The following is a 15,836-nucleotide window of genomic DNA, read 5'->3' on the forward strand; positions in this document are numbered from 1 at the left end:
CCGTCAGCGCGTCACCTGACACCCGATCAGGCCGGACGATCAGGGCAGTCCCACGCCGTAGGCGTTGGCCGCCTCGACGATGGGCTGGTAGAAGGTGGTGCCGCCGACCGAGCAGTTGCCGCTGCCGCCGGAGGTGAGGCCGAGGCCGGTGGAGCCCGAGAAGAGGGGGCCGCCGCTGTCGCCGGGCTCGGCGCAGATGTTGGTGCGGATCATGCCGGTGACGACGTCGCCGCCGCCGTAGTCGACGGTGAAGCCGAGGCCGGTGACGCTGCCGCACTGGAGTCCCGTGGTGCTGCCGGAGCGGCAGGCCTGCTGGCCGTTGACCGGGTCGGCGAGGGAGGTGATCGGCTGCGAGCTGCCGTTGTAGAGGTTCACGGCGCTGGAGACGCCACCGGGCTGCGGGTCGTACACGACGATCCCGAAGTCGTTGCCGGGGAAGCTGGAGCCGGCGGTGGTGCCGTGGAGGTTGACGTTGTCGAACGACCACAGCGGGTAGGGCGGGGTGGGGCCGTACGGGTCCCTGGTGCAGTGGCCGGCGGTGATGAAGTAGTACGTGTTGCCGGAGCGCACGTTGAAGCCGAGGGAGCAGCGGGAGCCGAGGTCGCTGTAGATGGCGTCGCCGCCGATGGCGTAGTTCTCGAAGGTGCCGGGGACGTGCTCGATGGTGAGTGCCGGTGCGAGGTCACCAGCGGCACGGGTGAGCTCGTTGAGCTCGCCGCGCGAGACGGTCTCGTCGACCAGTACGGTCACGGTGTTCGCGGACTCGTCGACGGCCCAGGCGACGCCACCGGGGCTGGCCTCCGCGACGGCGTCGCGGGCGGTGTCGAGCTCCCTGGCGGTGAACGTCTGGTCGCCCGCGTCGGGCGCCGTGGGGGTGGCGGCCTGCGCGGTGCCGGGGACGAGCAGGGCGAACGCGGCCAGCAGGCCCGTCGCGACGGCGGCGAGGGCTCTGCGGGGCCGTAAGTGTCTCGTACTCACGTCAATGCCTCCAGGCGGGAACAGGGGAAACAGAACAGTGGTGTTGTGCTCTGCGGTGCACATGTGCTCGATGGTGCGAACGTGCCTGATGGTGCGCGGATCGACCATGGCGCGGGTGCCAGGTGCAACCATGTGGCAACGACCATGAGAAGGCCGTGAAGGTCGCCGAACGAGCGTGAAGAACATGGACCTGACAACACACTCCCCCGAGGTTTCCCCCAGACTCTCCCCCCGCCAAACGTCCGTACGGAACCTGTCCGGTCGAGGACACGTCTCATCGGCATGATGACTGCATTGAGGACAATTCGACGGACCACGCGCGGCAGGCTGGCCGCGGGCACCCTGGCCGCGGTCGCGGCCGTCGCCCTCGCCGGCTGCGGCACCGAGACCGCGGGAGCGGGCGGCGACGGCGGGGGCGGGGGCGGGGCGGCCGCGAACGACAGCGGCGGCGGAAGCAGCGGGAGCGACGGCGCCACCGGTGGGGGCGGGGGCGACGGTGACGGCGGCTCGTCCGACGAGGAGACGGTCGCCAGCGTCCGATGGGTCCCGCAGACCATCACCGTGGACGGCGAGGAGACCCCCCGCCCCGCGTGGGCGGACCGGGCGTTCCTGACGATCGAGCCCGGCAGGGCCGAGGGCGGCGGTGGCAACTCCGGCGGCCACACGGGATGCAACTACCACGGCGCCGACGTCACCGTCGACGGCGACCGCCTCAGGGTCAGCGACCACGTCTCGACCATGATGGCCTGCCCCGGCAGGCCGGCCGACTTCGAGCGGAACCTGCTGGACGTCTTCCTCAGCGACCCCACCTTCGAGGTCAGCGAGGACGGCCGCACCCTCACCCTCACCAACACGGACACCGGTGACTCCATGACCCTCCAGCGCGACGACAGCGCCGCCCGCGAGGTCGTCGGCGCGCGGTGGGTCGCCCAGAGCGTGACCGCGAACGGCGAGGAGAAGCGCTGGCCGGCGGAGGTCGACGACGGCCACGTCACGATCGCCGAGGACGGCACCATGGAGGGCGGCTCCGGGTGCAACTCGTTCAACGGTGAGGTCCGCGTCGAGGGCACCCGCTTCCACGACGTCGAGTTCATGGTGACCGAGATGGGCTGTCCCGATCCGGCCATGGAGTTCGAGGGGCACTTCCAGGCCGTCCTCGCCAGCGAGCCCACCTTCGAGCTCTCCGAGGACGGCCGCACCCTCACCCTGACCGACATCGAGACGGGCGAGAACATGGTCCTCACGCGGGACGAGGCGGAGCCGGCCACCTGAGCGACGGGCCGACGAGCAACCGACGACGAGCAACCGGGGGAGAAACCACCTCGTTCGCGTGAAAGCGCGGTGAAAGCCGGCGCCGTGATGATGCGTTCCACGGCGCGTCCCACGGCGGCGCACGCGCCAACGGCCGCTCCCCCGCGCTCCCCTGAGCGCGTTCACGAGCCGGTCGCGCGCACCCACCCGCGCGCGACCCGTCCGAGCGCGGTGTGCCCTACCGATCCGGGGCGCACCGCGCTCGCGGCGTTTCCGGGCTCGACGCTGACCGTTACGCTCCCACACGGCCCGGTCACCGCCGCACCGGTACGGTGAGGGCCGCCCGAGGAGACACGACACCACCCGACACCACAGGACGCGACACGCAGACACGGAGACCCCGGGGGAGGACGGAACGCGATGCCCCAGATCACGCCGGAGCAGGCCGAGAAGCTGGACTGGATCAGAGCCGAGGTCGAGGACGGCAGCGACGAGCACTGCTTCGAGGTGGCGGCCGGAGAGGGCGACCTCATCCACATCCGGCAGACCGACGAGCCGGAGAAGATCGTGACGACGACACGCGCCAAGTGGCACGCCTTCGTGCTCGGCGTGCAGAACGACGAGTTCGACCACTTCGTCGAGGGGGTCGCCGGCCCCGACGACACCCGTTGACCGGCGGTGCCCCGAGGCCGCACCCCTACCGGCCGCGCACCCCCAGGCCCCGCGCCCCCAGGCCGTTCACACCCGCCGGCCGCGCACCGCGACCCGTCACACCCCGAGGCCCCGCACCACGAGGTCCGTGAGGGCGAAGGCGAACAGGCTGATCCCGACGAAGCCGTTGACGGTGAAGAAGGCCCGTCCCACACGGCTGAGGTCTGTGGGACCGACGATCGCGTGCTCGTAGACGAAGGCCCCGGCGACGACGGCGACGCCGACCCACAGCGCGATCCCGCCGTCCGTGGCGACGGCGTACCAGGCCAGCAGCGCCAACGTCACGGCGTGGCTGACGCGGGCCGCGTACAGGGCGGCGGCGACGCCGAAGCGGGCGGGAACGGAGTGGACGCCGTTCGCGCGGTCCGCGTCCACGTCCTGGCAGGCGTAGATCAGGTCGAAGCCGCCGATCCACAGGCCGACCGCCGCGCCCAGCAGCACCGCGTCCCAGGACCAGGCACCGGTCACGGCGAGCCAGCCGCCGACCGGCCCGATGGCCTGGGCCAGGCCCAGGATGGCGTGGGGGTAGTGCGTGAAGCGTTTGCCGTAGGGATACAGCACCATCGGCCCGACGGCGACGGGCGCGAGCGCGAGGCAGAGCGGGTTGAGCAGCGCGGCGGCGCCCAGGAAGACGACGAGGGAGACGAGGGCACCCGTCCACGCGGTGCGGACGGAGACCGCCCCGGTGACGAGCTCGCGCTGCGCGGTGCGCGGGTTGCGGGCGTCGATCTCGCGGTCGATGATCCGGTTCGCCGCCATCGCGAAGGTCCGCAGACCCACCATGGCGAGGGTGACCAGCAGCAGCTCCGCCCAGTGCACGGTCTCGTCGTCGAGGTACATCGCGGTCAGCGCGGCGATGTACGCGAAGGGGAGCGCGAACACCGAGTGCTCGATCATCACCAGGCGCAGGAAGGAGCGGACCCGCCCCCGACCGGTCCCGGCGGCCACCGTCACTGCCCGTGCCCCTTCCGCCCCGCGCCCTTCGCGCCACGCCGCAGCAGGCCCCGCCCGAGGCCCCGTCCGGGCCCGTGGCCCTCGCCCGGCTCCGCCAGCCCGTACTCCGCCCACCGGCGGGTGACGAGCTCGGCCGTCTCCGGGTCGGAGACGATCATCTCGGGCCAGCCGCCGTCGCGCGTGTACCCCTCCTCCGGCCACTTCGCGGTGGCGTCGATCCCCGCCTTGCCGCCCCAGAACTGCTGGTAGGAGGCGTGGTCGAGGTGGTCGACGGGGCCGGAGGTGAGCAGCAGGTCGCGGGCGTAGTCCACGTTGCCAAGGGCCCGCCAGGCCACCTCGTGCAGGTCGTGCACGTCGCAGTCGGCGTCGACGACGATCACGAGCTTCGTCAGCGACATCATGTGGGCCCCCCACACCGCCGACATCACCTTCTGGGCGTGCTTGGGGTACTTCTTGTCGATCGAGACGATGGCGCAGTTGTGGAAGCCGCCGGCCTCGGGGAGGTGGTAGTCGACGATGTCGGGGACGATCACCTTCAGCAGCGGCAGGAAGAACCGCTCCGTGGCGCGGCCGAGGGGCCCGTCCTCCGTCGGGGGGCGGCCGACGACGATCGACTGGAGCACCGGCTCGCTGCGGGTGGTGACGCAGTCGATCGTCAGCGCCGGGAACGGCTCCCGCGGCGTGTAGAAGCCGGTGTGGTCGCCGTAGGGGCCCTCGGGGAGCATGACGCCCGGTTCGAGCCAGCCCTCCAGCACGACCTCCGCCTGCGCCGGGACCTGCAACGGGACGGTGAGGCAGTCCACCAGCTCCACCCGCCTGCCCTGGAGGAAGCCGGCGAGCAGGTACTCGTCGATGTCGCCGGGGAGCGGGGCGGTCGCGGCGTACGTCACGGCCGGGGGGCAGCCGAACGCGATGGCGACGGGGAGGCGCTCTCCGCGGCGGGCGGCGACCGCGTAGTGGTTGCGGCTGTCCTTGTGGATCTGCCAGTGCATGCCGATGGTGCGGCGGTCGTGGCGCTGGAGGCGGTAGAGGCCGAGGTTGCGCACGCCGGTGTCGGGGTCCCTGGTGTGGGTCAGGCCCAGGTTGAAGAACGCTCCGCCGTCGCCCGGCCAGGTGAAGGTCGCGGGAAGGCGGTCGAGGTCGACCTCGTCGCCCTTGTGGACGACCTGCTGGACGGGCGCCGCGCCGGCCCGGACCTTCTTCGGCGGCACGTGGCTCATGGCGGCGAGCTTCCCGAACGCCTCCCGCATGCCGACGAAGCCGTGGGGCAGCTCGGGCTTGAGGAGGGAGCCGATCTTCTCGGCGATCTCCTGGTAGGACTCGATGCCGAGGGCCTTCGTCAGGCGGCGGTCGGTGCCGTAGACGTTCATGGCGAGGGGCATGTCGCTGCCGCGGACGTTCTCGAAGAGCAGGGCCGGGCCGCCCGCCTTGTTGACCCGGTCCGTGATCTCCCCCACCTCCAGGTGCGGGTCGACCTCGGTCGTGACGCGCACCAGGTCACCGTCGCGCTCCAGGGCCTTCAGGAGCGACCGCAGGTCGTCGTATGCCATGCGCCTCAGTATTCACGACGCATTACGCTGGCTGTGTCAGGGGGCTTTGTCCGGAAGCCACATAACAGCCCAGACAAGCGCGGGAGACTACGATGGTCAGGGTGTTGCTGATTCTGCTACCGCTGGCGCTGGCGGTCTACGCGCTCGTGGACTGCGTGACGACCAAGGACGAGGACGTCAAACACCTGCCGAAGGTGGCGTGGATCTTCCTGATCGTGCTCGCGACCGTGATCGGACCGCTCGCCTGGATCTTCGCCGGCCGCGAGCGCGCACGGCGCACCCCCGGAGGCCGCCGCGGCGGCGGTGGCTGGGTGGCACCGGACGACAACCCGGAGTTCCTGGCCTCGCTCGGCGGCTCCGGCACGGCGGACACGGACCGTGACCGGGACGACGCCCGGGGCCAGAGCGAGGAGGAGCTCCTCAGGGAGTGGGAGGCTGAGCTCCGCAACCCCAAGCGCTCCGAGCGGTCGGAGAAGAAGGACCGCAAGGACAGGCGGGACCGGAAGGACCACGAGGACGGGTCCTCCGCCGACGAGTCGCCCGAGGCGCAGCGCGAGGAGGAGCGCCAGCAGGAGCGTCAGCAGGAGGGCCGGGAGCGCGGCGGCGACGACGACCCCGGCGGCTCAGGACCGGACGACTCCCCCGGCTCCTCGCGCTGAAGCCGCGAAACGCCGCTGAACGCCGCTGAACGCCGGAGCCGGTGAGCATCACGCTCACCGGCTCCGGCGTTTCCGCGGACGGGGAACGCCCGCGGCGGCGCGGTTCACACGCCGTCGTAGGAGTGCTTGCCGTCGACGAACAGGTTGATCCCGTAGTAGTTGAAGAGGAAGCACAGGAACGCGGCGATCGCCAGGTACGCCGCCTTCCGGCCACGCCAGCCCGCCGTGGCACGGGCGTGCAGGTAGCAGGCGTAGGCGACCCAGGTGATGAAGGACCAGACCTCCTTCGGGTCCCAGCCCCAGTACCGGCCCCACGCGCTCTCGGCCCAGATCGCGCCGGCGATGATCGTGAACGTCCACAGCGGGAAGACGGCGGCGTTGATCCGGTACGCGAACTTGTCGAGCGAGCCGGCGGACGGGAGCCGCTCCAGGATGGACGTGCCGAACGAGCCGGACGGCGTGCCGGCGGCCAGGCGGCTCTCGTAGCGGTCGCGCAGCAGGAACAGGCCCGTGCTCACCGCGCCGAGGTAGAAGAGGGCGCCGCAGGTGATGGCCAGCGAGACGTGGATCCACAGCCAGTACGAGTCGAGCGCGGCCACCAGCTGCGTGCTCTCGTTGTACAGCACGGTGACGGCCAGGCCCAGGTCCAGCAGGACCGTCGTCACCAGCGGCAGGCCGAGCCAGCGGACGTTCTTCCCCGCGAGAAGGAAGGCGAGGAAGGCGCCGACGACCACCATCGAGAAGGTGGTGGAGAACTCGTACATGTTCGCCCACGGCGCGCGCTCGACGGCGACGGCGCGGGCGCCGACGGCGGCGGCGTGCAGGCCGAAGGCGAGGACCGTGAGGGAGACGGCGACGCGACCGAAGGCGTCGCCCTGCTCGTCGCCGCCCGCGGCGCCGGGGCCGTCGGGGATCTGGTCACGGCCGGGGTCGGCGGAGCGGGTGACCACCCGGGGCGCGGCGGAGCGCTCCAGGACGGCCGTGCTGCCGCCCTTCCTCACGGTGACGGTGACGGCGGGCGAGCCGGCGCGCTCGCGCGCGTCGTTCTCCTCCGCCGCGTCGGACGCTGTGTCGGACGCCGCGTCGGACCCGGCCGCCTCGCCGGCGTCGCTGGTCAGGGCTGCGGCGGTGCGGGCGACCCGGCTGCGGCTGCCGAAGATCCACTCGGCGATGTAGGCCAGGAACGCCAGGGCGTAGACGGCCATGGCCGAGTAGACCAGCAGGTTACTGGTGTCGACCAGGCCCTCGTTGGCTGCGAGCGTCATGTCGGTGCTCCTTGGGCTCCTCGGGCGTTACGGCGTTACGGGGCTTCGGGTGGACGAGCGGCGGTGCTGTTCTCGGGGTCTGCGGGTTCGTCCTCGTCGGACGGGCCGCCGCCCTCGGGCGGCAGCATGGGCGCGGCGGGCTGGAGCGCGAGAGCCAGGGCGGCCAGCTCCTCGGGGATGCGGGGCGACTCGCTGCGCCCGAGCGAGGCCATCTCCACGACCGTGACGCGCTCCGCGCCGCCGTTCCCCCCGCCCTCGCCGGACCGAGCTCCGGCTCCGGCTCCGGTCTCCTGGTGGGCGCGGACCCAGACGCGGCGGCGTTGCAGCAGGAGGGAGGCGGCCAGACCGACGACGGCGGCCAGGGAGCCGGTGAGCGCCCAGCCGTTGCCCGCCTTGGTGGAGATCTGGAACGTGGCCCACTCCTCCACGCTCTCGAAGGTCAACGTGCCCTTGCCGTCGGGCAGCTCGATCGACTCGCCGGGCCGGAGGTCGAAGCGGAGGATGTCGCCGTCCTCGCTCCGCAGCTGCTCCATGTTGCGGGGGTTGAGCTGGTAGACGTTCTGCGGCAGGCCGGAGTTGATGCCGAGGTCGCCCTGGTAGCCGGTGAGGGTCAGCACCGGGTTCTCGGGCTCGGGGAAGGTGGAGTGCGGGCCGCGCTCGGGGGTGAGGTTGTACGTCGGGTTGAAGAAGCCCTGGAAGCCGAGCTGGTCGGGCTCGCCGTTCTCGTCGAGGTAGTCGGCGACCTTGATGACGCCCGTCGAGGTCAGCGCCGCGTCCTGCGGGATGAACGGCACCGGGCCGCGGAAGACGGTGCGGCCCTGCCCGTCGGTGACGGTGACGACGGGGGCGTAGCCGTGGCCCAGGAGGTACACCTTGGCGTCGCCGACGCCCAGCGGCTCGTTGACCTTGATCGTGGCCTCGTGCTCGGTGTCGCCCTCGCCCGCCCTCCAGTAGCTGACGTGGGCCTCGAAGTCGGTCGGCGTGCCGAGGTCGGGCCCCTCCCTGACGAAGTCCGCCTCGAACTCGTCCAGCGTGAAGCCGAAGCGCTCCAGCTCGTCGACGTCGAAGAGGGTGCCGGAGGAGAAGTCGTCGTACTGGGTGAGGGTGTTGGCGAAGCCGTCGCCCTCGACGACGAGCTTGCCGCCCTCCGACTGGTACAGCTGCCCGTAGGCGAAGGCCACCAGCATGACGATGAGCGCCAGGTGGAAGACGAGGTTCCCCGCCTCGCGGAGGTACCCCTTCTCGGCGGCGACGTAGCCCTCGCCCGCGTCGGTGCGGAAGCGGCGGCGGCGCAGCAGGGCGCGGCTGGCCTCCAGCACCTCCTCGGGCGGGGCTGCGGTGCGCCACGTGGTGTACGCAGGCATGCGGTTCAGGCGGCGCGGGGCGCGGGGCGGGCGGCCCCGCAGCTGCCCCACGAACTGCCAGCTGCGGGGCACGATGCAGCCGACGAGGGAGACGAAGAGCAGGAGGTAGATCGCCGAGAACCAGACCGAGGAGTAGACGTCGAAGAGCTGGAGGGCGTCGTAGACGTCGGCGAGGGTGCCGTTCTCGGCGCGGAACTCCTCGGCGGCCAGCGCGTTGACGTCGTCCTGCGGGACGAGGGAGCCGGGGACGGAGGCGAGCGCGAGGAGGAAGAGGAGGATCAGCGCGACCCGCATGGAGGTCAGCTGGCGCCAGAACCAGCGGGCCCAGCCCAGCAGCTCGCGGCCGAGCCAGGCGGCGCCGCCGCCGAGCCCCGGCTCGCGGGTGCCGCCGAAGGAGCCGGCGCCGCCGCCGGCGGTGGGGGCGGCGGGCGAGGCGTCCTCGGCGACGGGCGCGGTGCTCAGGCCGGCGGCCGCCTCGGCGGCCTCGGCGTCGACCTCGGCACCGGCTCTCGCGTCGGCTGCCGCGCCGGCTTCCGCCGCTGCCTGGCCGGCGCGGTTCCTGTCGCTGTCGGGGGTGACCGTGGTCATCGCTCTCACACTCCCACCGTGAACTCGGACGACCACACCGTCAGGTCGTAGACGATCTCGTTCCACAGGCCCGTGACCAGCAGCAGCCCGGTGACGACGAGCATCGCGCCCCCCAGCCGCATGACCCACACGTTGTGACGGCGGACGAAGGAGAACGCCCCGAGGGTCCTGCGGAAGGCGAGGGCCGCGACGACGAAGGGCACGCCCAGGCCCAGACAGTACGCGGCCATCAGCAGCGCGCCGCGCGCGGCGGTGGCCTCGTTGAACGCCAGCACGTTGACGGCGGCGAGCGTGGGGCCGATGCAGGGCGTCCAGCCGATACCGAAGACGACGCCGAGCATGGGCGCGCCGGCCAGCCCGACCGCCGGCCGCGTGTGGAGGCGGAACTCGCGCTGCGTCAGCCGGCCGAGGCTGGAGGCGAACAGGCCGGTGAAGGCGAGGCCGAGGAGGATCGTGAGCACGCCGATGACGCGGGTCAGCGTCTCCTGGTGCTCCAGCAGGCGGGCGCCGGCGCCGCCGAAGAGCGTGCCGAGGGAGACGAAGACGGCGCTGAAGCCGAGGACGAACAGGGAGGCGCCGGCCAGCATCCGGCCGCGCCTGGCCTCGGCGAGGTCGGCGCCGCCGACGCCGGTGACGTAGGAGAGGTATCCCGGGACGAGGGGCAGCACGCAGGGGGAGAAGAACGAGACGAGGCCGCCGAAGGCGGCGACGGGCAGCGCGAGCAGCAGGGCTCCACTGAGTACCGTCTCGTTGGGGCCCGTGATGGCGGCGGCCAGCGCGTCGGGGGGCATGGGATGGGTCAGCTCTCGGCGTTCTCGTTCTCGGTCGTCCCCGCGCTGCCCGACGTCTCCGCGTTCCCGGCGGCCGCCGCGTCCCCCGCGCCCTCGGCGACGATGGGTTCGATGATGGAGCGCAGTTCGTCGTCCGTGAGCGCCAGCAGGGCACGCGCGGCGATGCGGCCCTCGCGGTCGACGACGATCGTGGTGGGGATGGCCTGCGGGTTGAGGCTGCCCGAGGGGAACTCCAGCAGGAGCCGGCCCGAGGGGTCGTAGAAGCTGGGGAAGCCGATCCCGTAGTCCTCCTCGAAGGTCAGGGCGGGCGTGCGGTCCCGGTCCCTGGTGTTGATCCCGAGGAACTGGACCCCCTGGTCGGCGGTCTCCTCCGCGACGGCGACCAGGTGCGGCGCCTCGGCGCGGCAGGGCGCGCACCACGAGCCCCAGATGTTGAGGACGACGACCTCGCCGCGGTAGTCCGACAGGGACAGCTGCCCGCCGTCGAGGGACTCGCCCGTGAGCTCGGGCGCCTGCTCGCGGTCCGCGACCGGCACCGTGGTGATCTCGCCCGTGCCCTGCACGATCTGGGTGTCGCCGCCGGAGGGACCTGCCTGGTCACCGGAGCAGGCGGTCAGTCCGGCGGCCAGCAGCACCAGCGAGCCGGCGGCCGTCGCGAGCTTTGCCCGGTTCTGGATCATGTGAAAAGTTTCCCATGCACCCTTCGCGATCTTCGCCCGGGGGCCCGTCCGGCGGACGGTCCCCGCGGGCCGCCTACGCCCCGAAGCCCTGACGGCCGGGGAGGAGGTCGCGGGCGGGCTCCGAGTAGCTGATGGCGACGATCTCCTCGCCGTGGAAGGTGAAGGAGGTGAGCGAGGCGAGGCTGCACTGCCGCTTGCGCGGGTCGTGCCAGAGGCGGCGCCGCTCGACGTGGCTGCGCAGCGTCCAGATCGGCAGCTGGTGGCTGACGCAGACCGCCTCGTGGCCGGCCGCCGCCGCGCGGGCGGCGTCGAGGGCGGCCCGCATGCGGACGACCTGGTCGACGTAGGGCTCGCCCCAGGAGGGGCGGAACGGGTTGCGCAGATGGCGCCAGTTCCCCGGGTGGCGCAGGGCGCCGTCGCCGACGCCGAAGGGCTTGCCCTGGAAGATGTTCTCGGCCTCGAGGAGACGGGCGTCGGACGCCACCTGGAGGCCGTGCGCCTTGGCGATCGGCTCCGCGGTCTCCTGAGCCCGTTCGAGGGGGGAGGCGACGACGTGGGTGACGTCACGGTCCGCGAGGTGGTCGGCGACCCGCTCGGCCATGCGCCGCCCGAGCTCGGAGAGGTGGTACCCGGGCAGGCGGCCGTAGAGCACGCCGCTCGGGTTCTCCACCTCGCCGTGGCGCATCACGTGGACGACGGTCAGCTCGCGCGGGTCACTGCTCGACATATCGACACATCTCTCTTCTTTCTCGTCCTGCCCCTGAGCGGCCACGGTGGCCAGGGGGTTCGGAGGTCTGCGGTCGGGCGGCCGGGGGCCCGGAACCGGGCCCGTCCCTCCCGCCCCGCCTCAGTCGTCGTCGCCGGCCTCCGCGGCGGCGCGGGCGGCGGCCGGGAGCGCGGCGGCGACCCGTTCGAGCGCCTCGTCGTCGTGCGCGGTGGAGACGAACCACACCTCGAACGCGGAGGGCGGCAGGTAGACCCCCTGACGGAGCATGGCATGGAAGAAGGCGGTGTAGCGGAAGGTCTGCTGGGCCCTGGCGGCGGCGAAGTCACGCACCTCGGTGACGCCGTCGGCCGTGAGGAAGACGGAGAACATGTTGCCCGCGTGGTTGATCACGTGGGAGACGCCCTCCTTGGCCAGCGCCTGGCCGACCATGCCGCGCAGCTCGGCCGCGGTGGCGTCGAGCCGGGCGTAGGCGGCGGCGTCGAGCTGCCGCAGCTGCGCCAGGCCGGCGGCGGTGGCCACCGGGTTCCCCGCGAGGGTGCCGGCCTGGTAGACGGGCCCGGCCGGGGCGAGGTGGGCCATGAGCTCCGCGCGGCCACCGAAGGCCGCGGCCGGGAAGCCGCCGCCCATGACCTTGCCGAAGGTCACGAGGTCGGGCACGACACCCTCGACGCCGTACCAGCCCTGGCGGCTGACCCGGAAGCCCGTCATCACCTCGTCGGAGACCAGCAGCGCGCCGTGGGCGTGGGCGAGGTCGGCCAGGCCCTGGTTGAAGCCGGGCAGCGGCGGCACCACGCCCATGTTGCCGGGGACGGCCTCGGTGATCACGCAGGCGATCTCGTCGGGGTGGGCGGCGAAGGCGGCGCGGACCGCGTCGAGGTCGTTGTAGGGCAGGACGATCGTGTCGCCGGCCTGGGCGCCCGTGACACCCGGGGTGTCGGGCAGCGCGAAGGTGGCGACGCCGGAGCCCGCGGCGGCCAGCAGGGAGTCGACGTGCCCGTGGTAGCAGCCGGCGAACTTGACGACCTTCGCCCGTCCCGTGACCCCACGGGCCAGCCGGATCGCCGACATCGTCGCCTCGGTGCCCGAGGTGACCAGCCGCACCTGCTCGACGGGGTCGACGCGGGCGACGATCTCCTCGGCGAGGGCCACCTCGCCCTCGGTCGGCGTGCCGTAGGAGGTGCCGCGCGCCACCGCCGCGAGGACCGCCTCGGTCACGGCGCGGTGGGCGTGGCCCAGAATCATCGGGCCCCAGGAGCACACCAGGTCAACATATGTTCGACCGTCGGCGTCCGTGAGGTACGCGCCGGCCCCAGAAGCCATGAACCGGGGCGTTCCGCCCACGGCGCCGAAGGCGCGCACCGGGGAGTTCACGCCACCCGGCGTCACCGCTGCGGCACGGGCGAACAGGGTCTGCGACACTGGTGCTTCAACGGGTCCGTCAGGTCCGTTGGTAAGGGATGCGGCGGATTCCGCGGAGTGGGTCACGCGAACCATGGTGGCAGAGAGCTTCACGCTTCCCGGCGTCGGGCGTTTCGCCGTCGCCTGACGGGGGAGGTCTCTGAAACGATGATCGGGTAGCACCAGCCGGGGGGCGGTGCGCGTGACGAGCGCCGAAGAGTGACGAGCGACGACTGGTCGGGTGGTGACATGCAGCGCGGTGGCGGACTCGGCGAGGGCACCGGTGACCTCGGTCCCGACCCGGTGCCGCGCGCTCGCGCGTCGCGTCGCGGGCGCCACCGCCGCCGGAGCGAGGGCGGCGAGGGTGAGCTGCGCGGCCGTGCCGGACGCCTGTCCGTGACGTACAAGTACTTCGGCGCCCCCGACGGCGCCACGGCGGCCCGCGTGCCGCTGTCGATGCGCCCCGAGGAGCTCGGCGGGGACGAGCTGGGCCAGGGCGGGATGTTCACCCGCATCAAGCCGGAGACCATGGCGGCGATGGTGCTCACCGGCATCGAGGGCATACCCCTGCACCGCGTGCCCCCGCTGGAGCTCGTCGTGCTCCACCCGGACTACGCGGTGGTGAAGCTTCCGATGACCGTGGTGGACCCGCTGCGCGGCATCGGCGAGGAGACCATGGGCGCCGCCGCGTTCATCTGGTCCACCGTCCCGGACCGCAGCGGCCCGAGCGACGCCTTCGGGGTGTACAAGCTCCTCAACGAGTGGCAGGACTTCTCCCGCCGCCTCCACGAGGCCGGCCACCAGCCGTACTGCCTGGTCTGGCCCTGATCCGGCGGCCGCCGGGCCCCTGGCCCGCCCCGGCCCGGTCCCCCGCTCACCACCGCGCACCACAGCATCCCCACCCCACTTCCCCGCGGCCCGCATGGCTCGGCACCGCCCCGGTGCGATAGACATGGAGGGCGCGAGGCGCTCGCGCGACCGCAGACGTGCGCAGGGGAGGCCGATCCGGTGGTGGGCAGGACGTTCGTCGTCCGCGGGGCTGGCGCCGGGCTCGCCGCCGTGGCGGCGTGTGTGGCGCTGGTCGGCTGCGAGGCGGACCTCGGCGGCACCGACGACGCCGGGTCGGCGCCGTCGGGCACGGTGGCGGAGGCCGTCGAGCCCGGCGAGTTCTCGGTCCTTCCCGAGCCCTGCGTGGCGGTCGACCCGGAGACGCTGAACCGCCTGCTGCCCGGTGCCGACGAGGAGGCCCACGAGGGCGAGCCGATGGCCACGTTCGACACCGGGCGCCGCGTGGGCTGCGAGTGGCACGGGCCCACGGCCTCGGTCACCCACCGCCTCGCCGTCGACCTGGAGCGGGTCATCTCCTACGACCCCGAGGTCAGCGACGACGACCAGGCCAGGCTGGACTTCGAGCAGCTGGCCGCCGAGTCGGGCGTGACGCTGGACGGCTCCACGACGGAGCCGGGCGTGGAGACCGACACCGGGGCCGGCACCACGTTCATGGGCGAGGACGTCGACGCCGACGGGGAGGGCGGGGACGGCGCGGACAGCGGTGGCGAGGGGTCGCAGGACACGGCGCCGCCCTCGGTGAGCGACCCGATCTCCCACCCGCTGGATGACATCGGTCACGTCGCGTTCCTCGACGACCAGCTGACCAGCCTGAACACCGGGGCCAGCCGCGAGGTGGTGGTGGCCTTCCGCAGCGCGAACGTTATCGTCACCGTGACCTACACCGTCTCGACGACGGTGGCGGGCGAGTTCCCGGACAGCACGCAGCTCCAGGAAGGGGCGCAGGACGTGGCCCGGCAGCTGGCGAGCGGCTTCGAGAGCTAGACGCCCGAGACCGAGACCGGAGCCGCGACCGCGCGGACCGGCCGCGGCGGCGGGACGGGCGCGCGGGCACGTGCGACGGATCGCCCCGACCGACGTCGACCGGAGCCGACTGGAGCGAGACAACGCCATGAACCGAAACCTCCGCACCCTGCCGCGCCTCGTCATCACCTCGGTGGCGTGGGCCGCCGTGCCCGTGCTGCTGGTCGCCGGCTGCTCGGGTGGCGGCTCCGACTCCGAGGGCTCGGGCGACGCCACCGAGAGCGCGTCGGACGGCTCGGGCGGCGGCTCGGAGGACCAGTCGCCGTCGAGCGAGGCCCCGAGCCCGGCGGAGGTGCGGTTCACCACGCTCCCCGAGGCGTGCTCCACCGTCGACGGGGACACCGTCGAGCAGGTCGTGCCCGAGGTCGACCCCAGGCGGGGCGAGACCATCGAGACCACGGACCCGTCCCTGTCCGGCACCTGCCTGTGGACGGGACTGGACGACTACCAGTTCCGGTCCCTCACCGTCTCGCTGCGGCGCTTCGACTCCGAGGAGGCCATCGGCACCGGCGACGAGCGCGCCGAGGCGTACATGACGCGGCTGGTCGAGGAGGTCACCGGCGAGGACTCCCACGAGGACGTCGAGACCGCCGAGCTGCCCGATCTCGGCGACGGCGGCGCCACCTCGATCGGCTACCGCGTCACGAAGGACTCGGACGAGGGCGACGCGCAGCGGTACCACGAGCAGCGGGTCGTCGCCCGCACCGGGAACGTCGTCATCACCGTCGACTACTCCGGCGCCGGCTTCGAGGACGCCGACATGCCGAGCCGCTCGCGCGTCAGGGAGAACGCGGAGACGGCCGCGGGCGTCGTGCTGGCCAACGTCGACGCCTTCGCCGACGAGCAGCCCGCCGACGGCGGGGACGGCCAGAGCGAGGGCCAGGGCGAGGGCGAGGGCTCCGCGCCGCCCTCCGACGACACCTCGGGCGGCTCCTCGGGCGGCTCCTCGGAGAACTCCTGACCGGCCGCGAGTCCTGAGCACGCGTGAGACGCCTGGTCCTGAAGGTGCGTCCGAACTCACCAGGATCGGCGCGTACATGACCGTGAC

14 protein-coding genes and 1 pseudogene are annotated in these 15,836 nt (G+C 72.7%); 6 read left to right on the forward strand and 9 right to left on the reverse strand.

What is annotated here, in order from left to right; all coding sequences use genetic code 11:
* Positions 1-39 precede the first annotated feature (39 nt).
* Positions 40-978: a S1 family peptidase gene (locus ACTWP5_RS04115; RefSeq protein WP_443219296.1), complete on the reverse strand. Its 939-nt coding sequence runs from the start codon at positions 976-978 to the stop codon at positions 40-42.
* 294 nt (positions 979-1,272) lie between these two features.
* Between ACTWP5_RS04115 and ACTWP5_RS04120 the strand changes: the two genes are divergently transcribed.
* Both ACTWP5_RS04120 and ACTWP5_RS04125 read left to right on the forward strand, forming a co-directional pair.
* Positions 1,273-2,250 (forward strand): META domain-containing protein, encoded by a 978-nt coding sequence (locus tag ACTWP5_RS04120; RefSeq protein WP_443219297.1) that lies wholly within the window; start codon positions 1,273-1,275, stop codon positions 2,248-2,250.
* Between the two features lie 399 nt (positions 2,251-2,649).
* The gene (locus ACTWP5_RS04125) at positions 2,650-2,901 is read left to right on the forward strand and encodes a DUF397 domain-containing protein (RefSeq protein ID WP_443219298.1); all 252 of its coding nucleotides are present in this window, start codon (positions 2,650-2,652) and stop codon (positions 2,899-2,901) included.
* Between the two features lie 96 nt (positions 2,902-2,997).
* On the opposite strand, the gene mqnP is transcribed toward ACTWP5_RS04125, so the two are convergent.
* The gene (gene mqnP, locus ACTWP5_RS04130; RefSeq protein WP_443219299.1) at positions 2,998-3,894 is read right to left on the reverse strand and encodes a menaquinone biosynthesis prenyltransferase MqnP; all 897 of its coding nucleotides are present in this window, start codon (positions 3,892-3,894) and stop codon (positions 2,998-3,000) included.
* A gap of 95 nt (positions 3,895-3,989) precedes the next feature.
* Positions 3,990-5,444: pseudogene (locus ACTWP5_RS04135) on the reverse strand (menaquinone biosynthesis decarboxylase); the annotation flags it as partial.
* 101 nt (positions 5,445-5,545) lie between these two features.
* Between ACTWP5_RS04135 and ACTWP5_RS04140 the strand changes: the two are divergent.
* Positions 5,546-6,103, forward strand: coding sequence for a PLD nuclease N-terminal domain-containing protein (locus tag ACTWP5_RS04140; protein ID WP_443219300.1), 558 nt, complete (start codon positions 5,546-5,548; stop codon positions 6,101-6,103).
* Between the two features lie 104 nt (positions 6,104-6,207).
* On the opposite strand, the gene ccsB is transcribed toward ACTWP5_RS04140, so the two are convergent.
* From ccsB to hemL, 6 genes are all read right to left on the reverse strand, one after another.
* Positions 6,208-7,368 (reverse strand): c-type cytochrome biogenesis protein CcsB, encoded by a 1,161-nt coding sequence (gene ccsB / locus ACTWP5_RS04145; RefSeq protein ID WP_443219301.1) that lies wholly within the window; start codon positions 7,366-7,368, stop codon positions 6,208-6,210.
* Positions 7,369-7,403: 35 nt separating this feature from the next.
* Complete coding sequence (gene resB, locus ACTWP5_RS04150) at positions 7,404-9,320, reverse strand: cytochrome c biogenesis protein ResB (RefSeq protein ID WP_443219302.1); 1,917 nt, start codon at positions 9,318-9,320, stop codon at positions 7,404-7,406.
* Positions 9,321-9,325: 5 nt separating this feature from the next.
* The gene (locus ACTWP5_RS04155; RefSeq protein ID WP_443219303.1) at positions 9,326-10,111 is read right to left on the reverse strand and encodes a cytochrome c biogenesis CcdA family protein; all 786 of its coding nucleotides are present in this window, start codon (positions 10,109-10,111) and stop codon (positions 9,326-9,328) included.
* Positions 10,112-10,119: 8 nt separating this feature from the next.
* Positions 10,120-10,791 carry a TlpA family protein disulfide reductase gene (locus ACTWP5_RS04160; RefSeq protein ID WP_443219304.1) on the reverse strand — a complete coding sequence of 224 codons (672 nt, stop codon included), beginning with the start codon at positions 10,789-10,791 and terminating at the stop codon, positions 10,120-10,122.
* A gap of 73 nt (positions 10,792-10,864) precedes the next feature.
* Positions 10,865-11,518, reverse strand: a complete 654-nt coding sequence (locus ACTWP5_RS04165; protein ID WP_443219305.1) for a histidine phosphatase family protein — start codon at positions 11,516-11,518, stop codon at positions 10,865-10,867.
* Between the two features lie 120 nt (positions 11,519-11,638).
* A complete protein-coding gene (gene hemL, locus ACTWP5_RS04170) occupies positions 11,639-13,012 on the reverse strand; it encodes a glutamate-1-semialdehyde 2,1-aminomutase (RefSeq protein WP_443219306.1) in 1,374 nt (457 codons plus the stop codon).
* Between the two features lie 153 nt (positions 13,013-13,165).
* Between hemL and ACTWP5_RS04175 the strand changes: the two genes are divergently transcribed.
* From ACTWP5_RS04175 to ACTWP5_RS04185, 3 genes are all read left to right on the forward strand, one after another.
* Positions 13,166-13,744, forward strand: coding sequence for a hypothetical protein (locus ACTWP5_RS04175; protein WP_443219347.1), 579 nt, complete (start codon positions 13,166-13,168; stop codon positions 13,742-13,744).
* A gap of 180 nt (positions 13,745-13,924) precedes the next feature.
* On the forward strand, positions 13,925-14,749 hold the full coding sequence (locus ACTWP5_RS04180) for a DUF3558 domain-containing protein (protein WP_443219307.1): 825 nt from the start codon (positions 13,925-13,927) through the stop codon (positions 14,747-14,749).
* Between the two features lie 127 nt (positions 14,750-14,876).
* A complete protein-coding gene (locus tag ACTWP5_RS04185) occupies positions 14,877-15,749 on the forward strand; it encodes a hypothetical protein (protein WP_443219308.1) in 873 nt (290 codons plus the stop codon).
* The last annotated feature ends 87 nt before the right edge of the window (positions 15,750-15,836 follow it).

This window comes from Streptomyces sp. 4N509B, from assembly GCF_052245655.1.
Classification (GTDB): Bacteria; Actinomycetota; Actinomycetes; order Streptomycetales; family Streptomycetaceae; genus Streptomyces.

Excerpts from the sequence above, each read along its gene's own strand:
- ACTWP5_RS04125 (WP_443219298.1), top strand. The coding sequence starts at position 2,650 with ATGCCCCAGATCACGCCGGAGCAGGCCGAGAAGCTGGACTGGATCAGA.
- ccsB (WP_443219301.1), bottom strand. The coding sequence starts at position 7,368 with ATGACGCTCGCAGCCAACGAGGGCCTGGTCGACACCAGTAACCTGCTG.
- resB (WP_443219302.1), bottom strand. The coding sequence starts at position 9,320 with ATGACCACGGTCACCCCCGACAGCGACAGGAACCGCGCCGGCCAGGCA.
- ACTWP5_RS04155 (WP_443219303.1), bottom strand. The coding sequence starts at position 10,111 with ATGCCCCCCGACGCGCTGGCCGCCGCCATCACGGGCCCCAACGAGACG.
- ACTWP5_RS04160 (WP_443219304.1), bottom strand. The coding sequence starts at position 10,791 with ATGATCCAGAACCGGGCAAAGCTCGCGACGGCCGCCGGCTCGCTGGTG.
- ACTWP5_RS04165 (WP_443219305.1), bottom strand. The coding sequence starts at position 11,518 with ATGTCGAGCAGTGACCCGCGCGAGCTGACCGTCGTCCACGTGATGCGC.
- hemL (WP_443219306.1), bottom strand. The coding sequence starts at position 13,012 with ATGGTTCGCGTGACCCACTCCGCGGAATCCGCCGCATCCCTTACCAAC.
- ACTWP5_RS04175 (WP_443219347.1), top strand. The coding sequence starts at position 13,166 with ATGCAGCGCGGTGGCGGACTCGGCGAGGGCACCGGTGACCTCGGTCCC.
- ACTWP5_RS04185 (WP_443219308.1), top strand. The coding sequence starts at position 14,877 with ATGAACCGAAACCTCCGCACCCTGCCGCGCCTCGTCATCACCTCGGTG.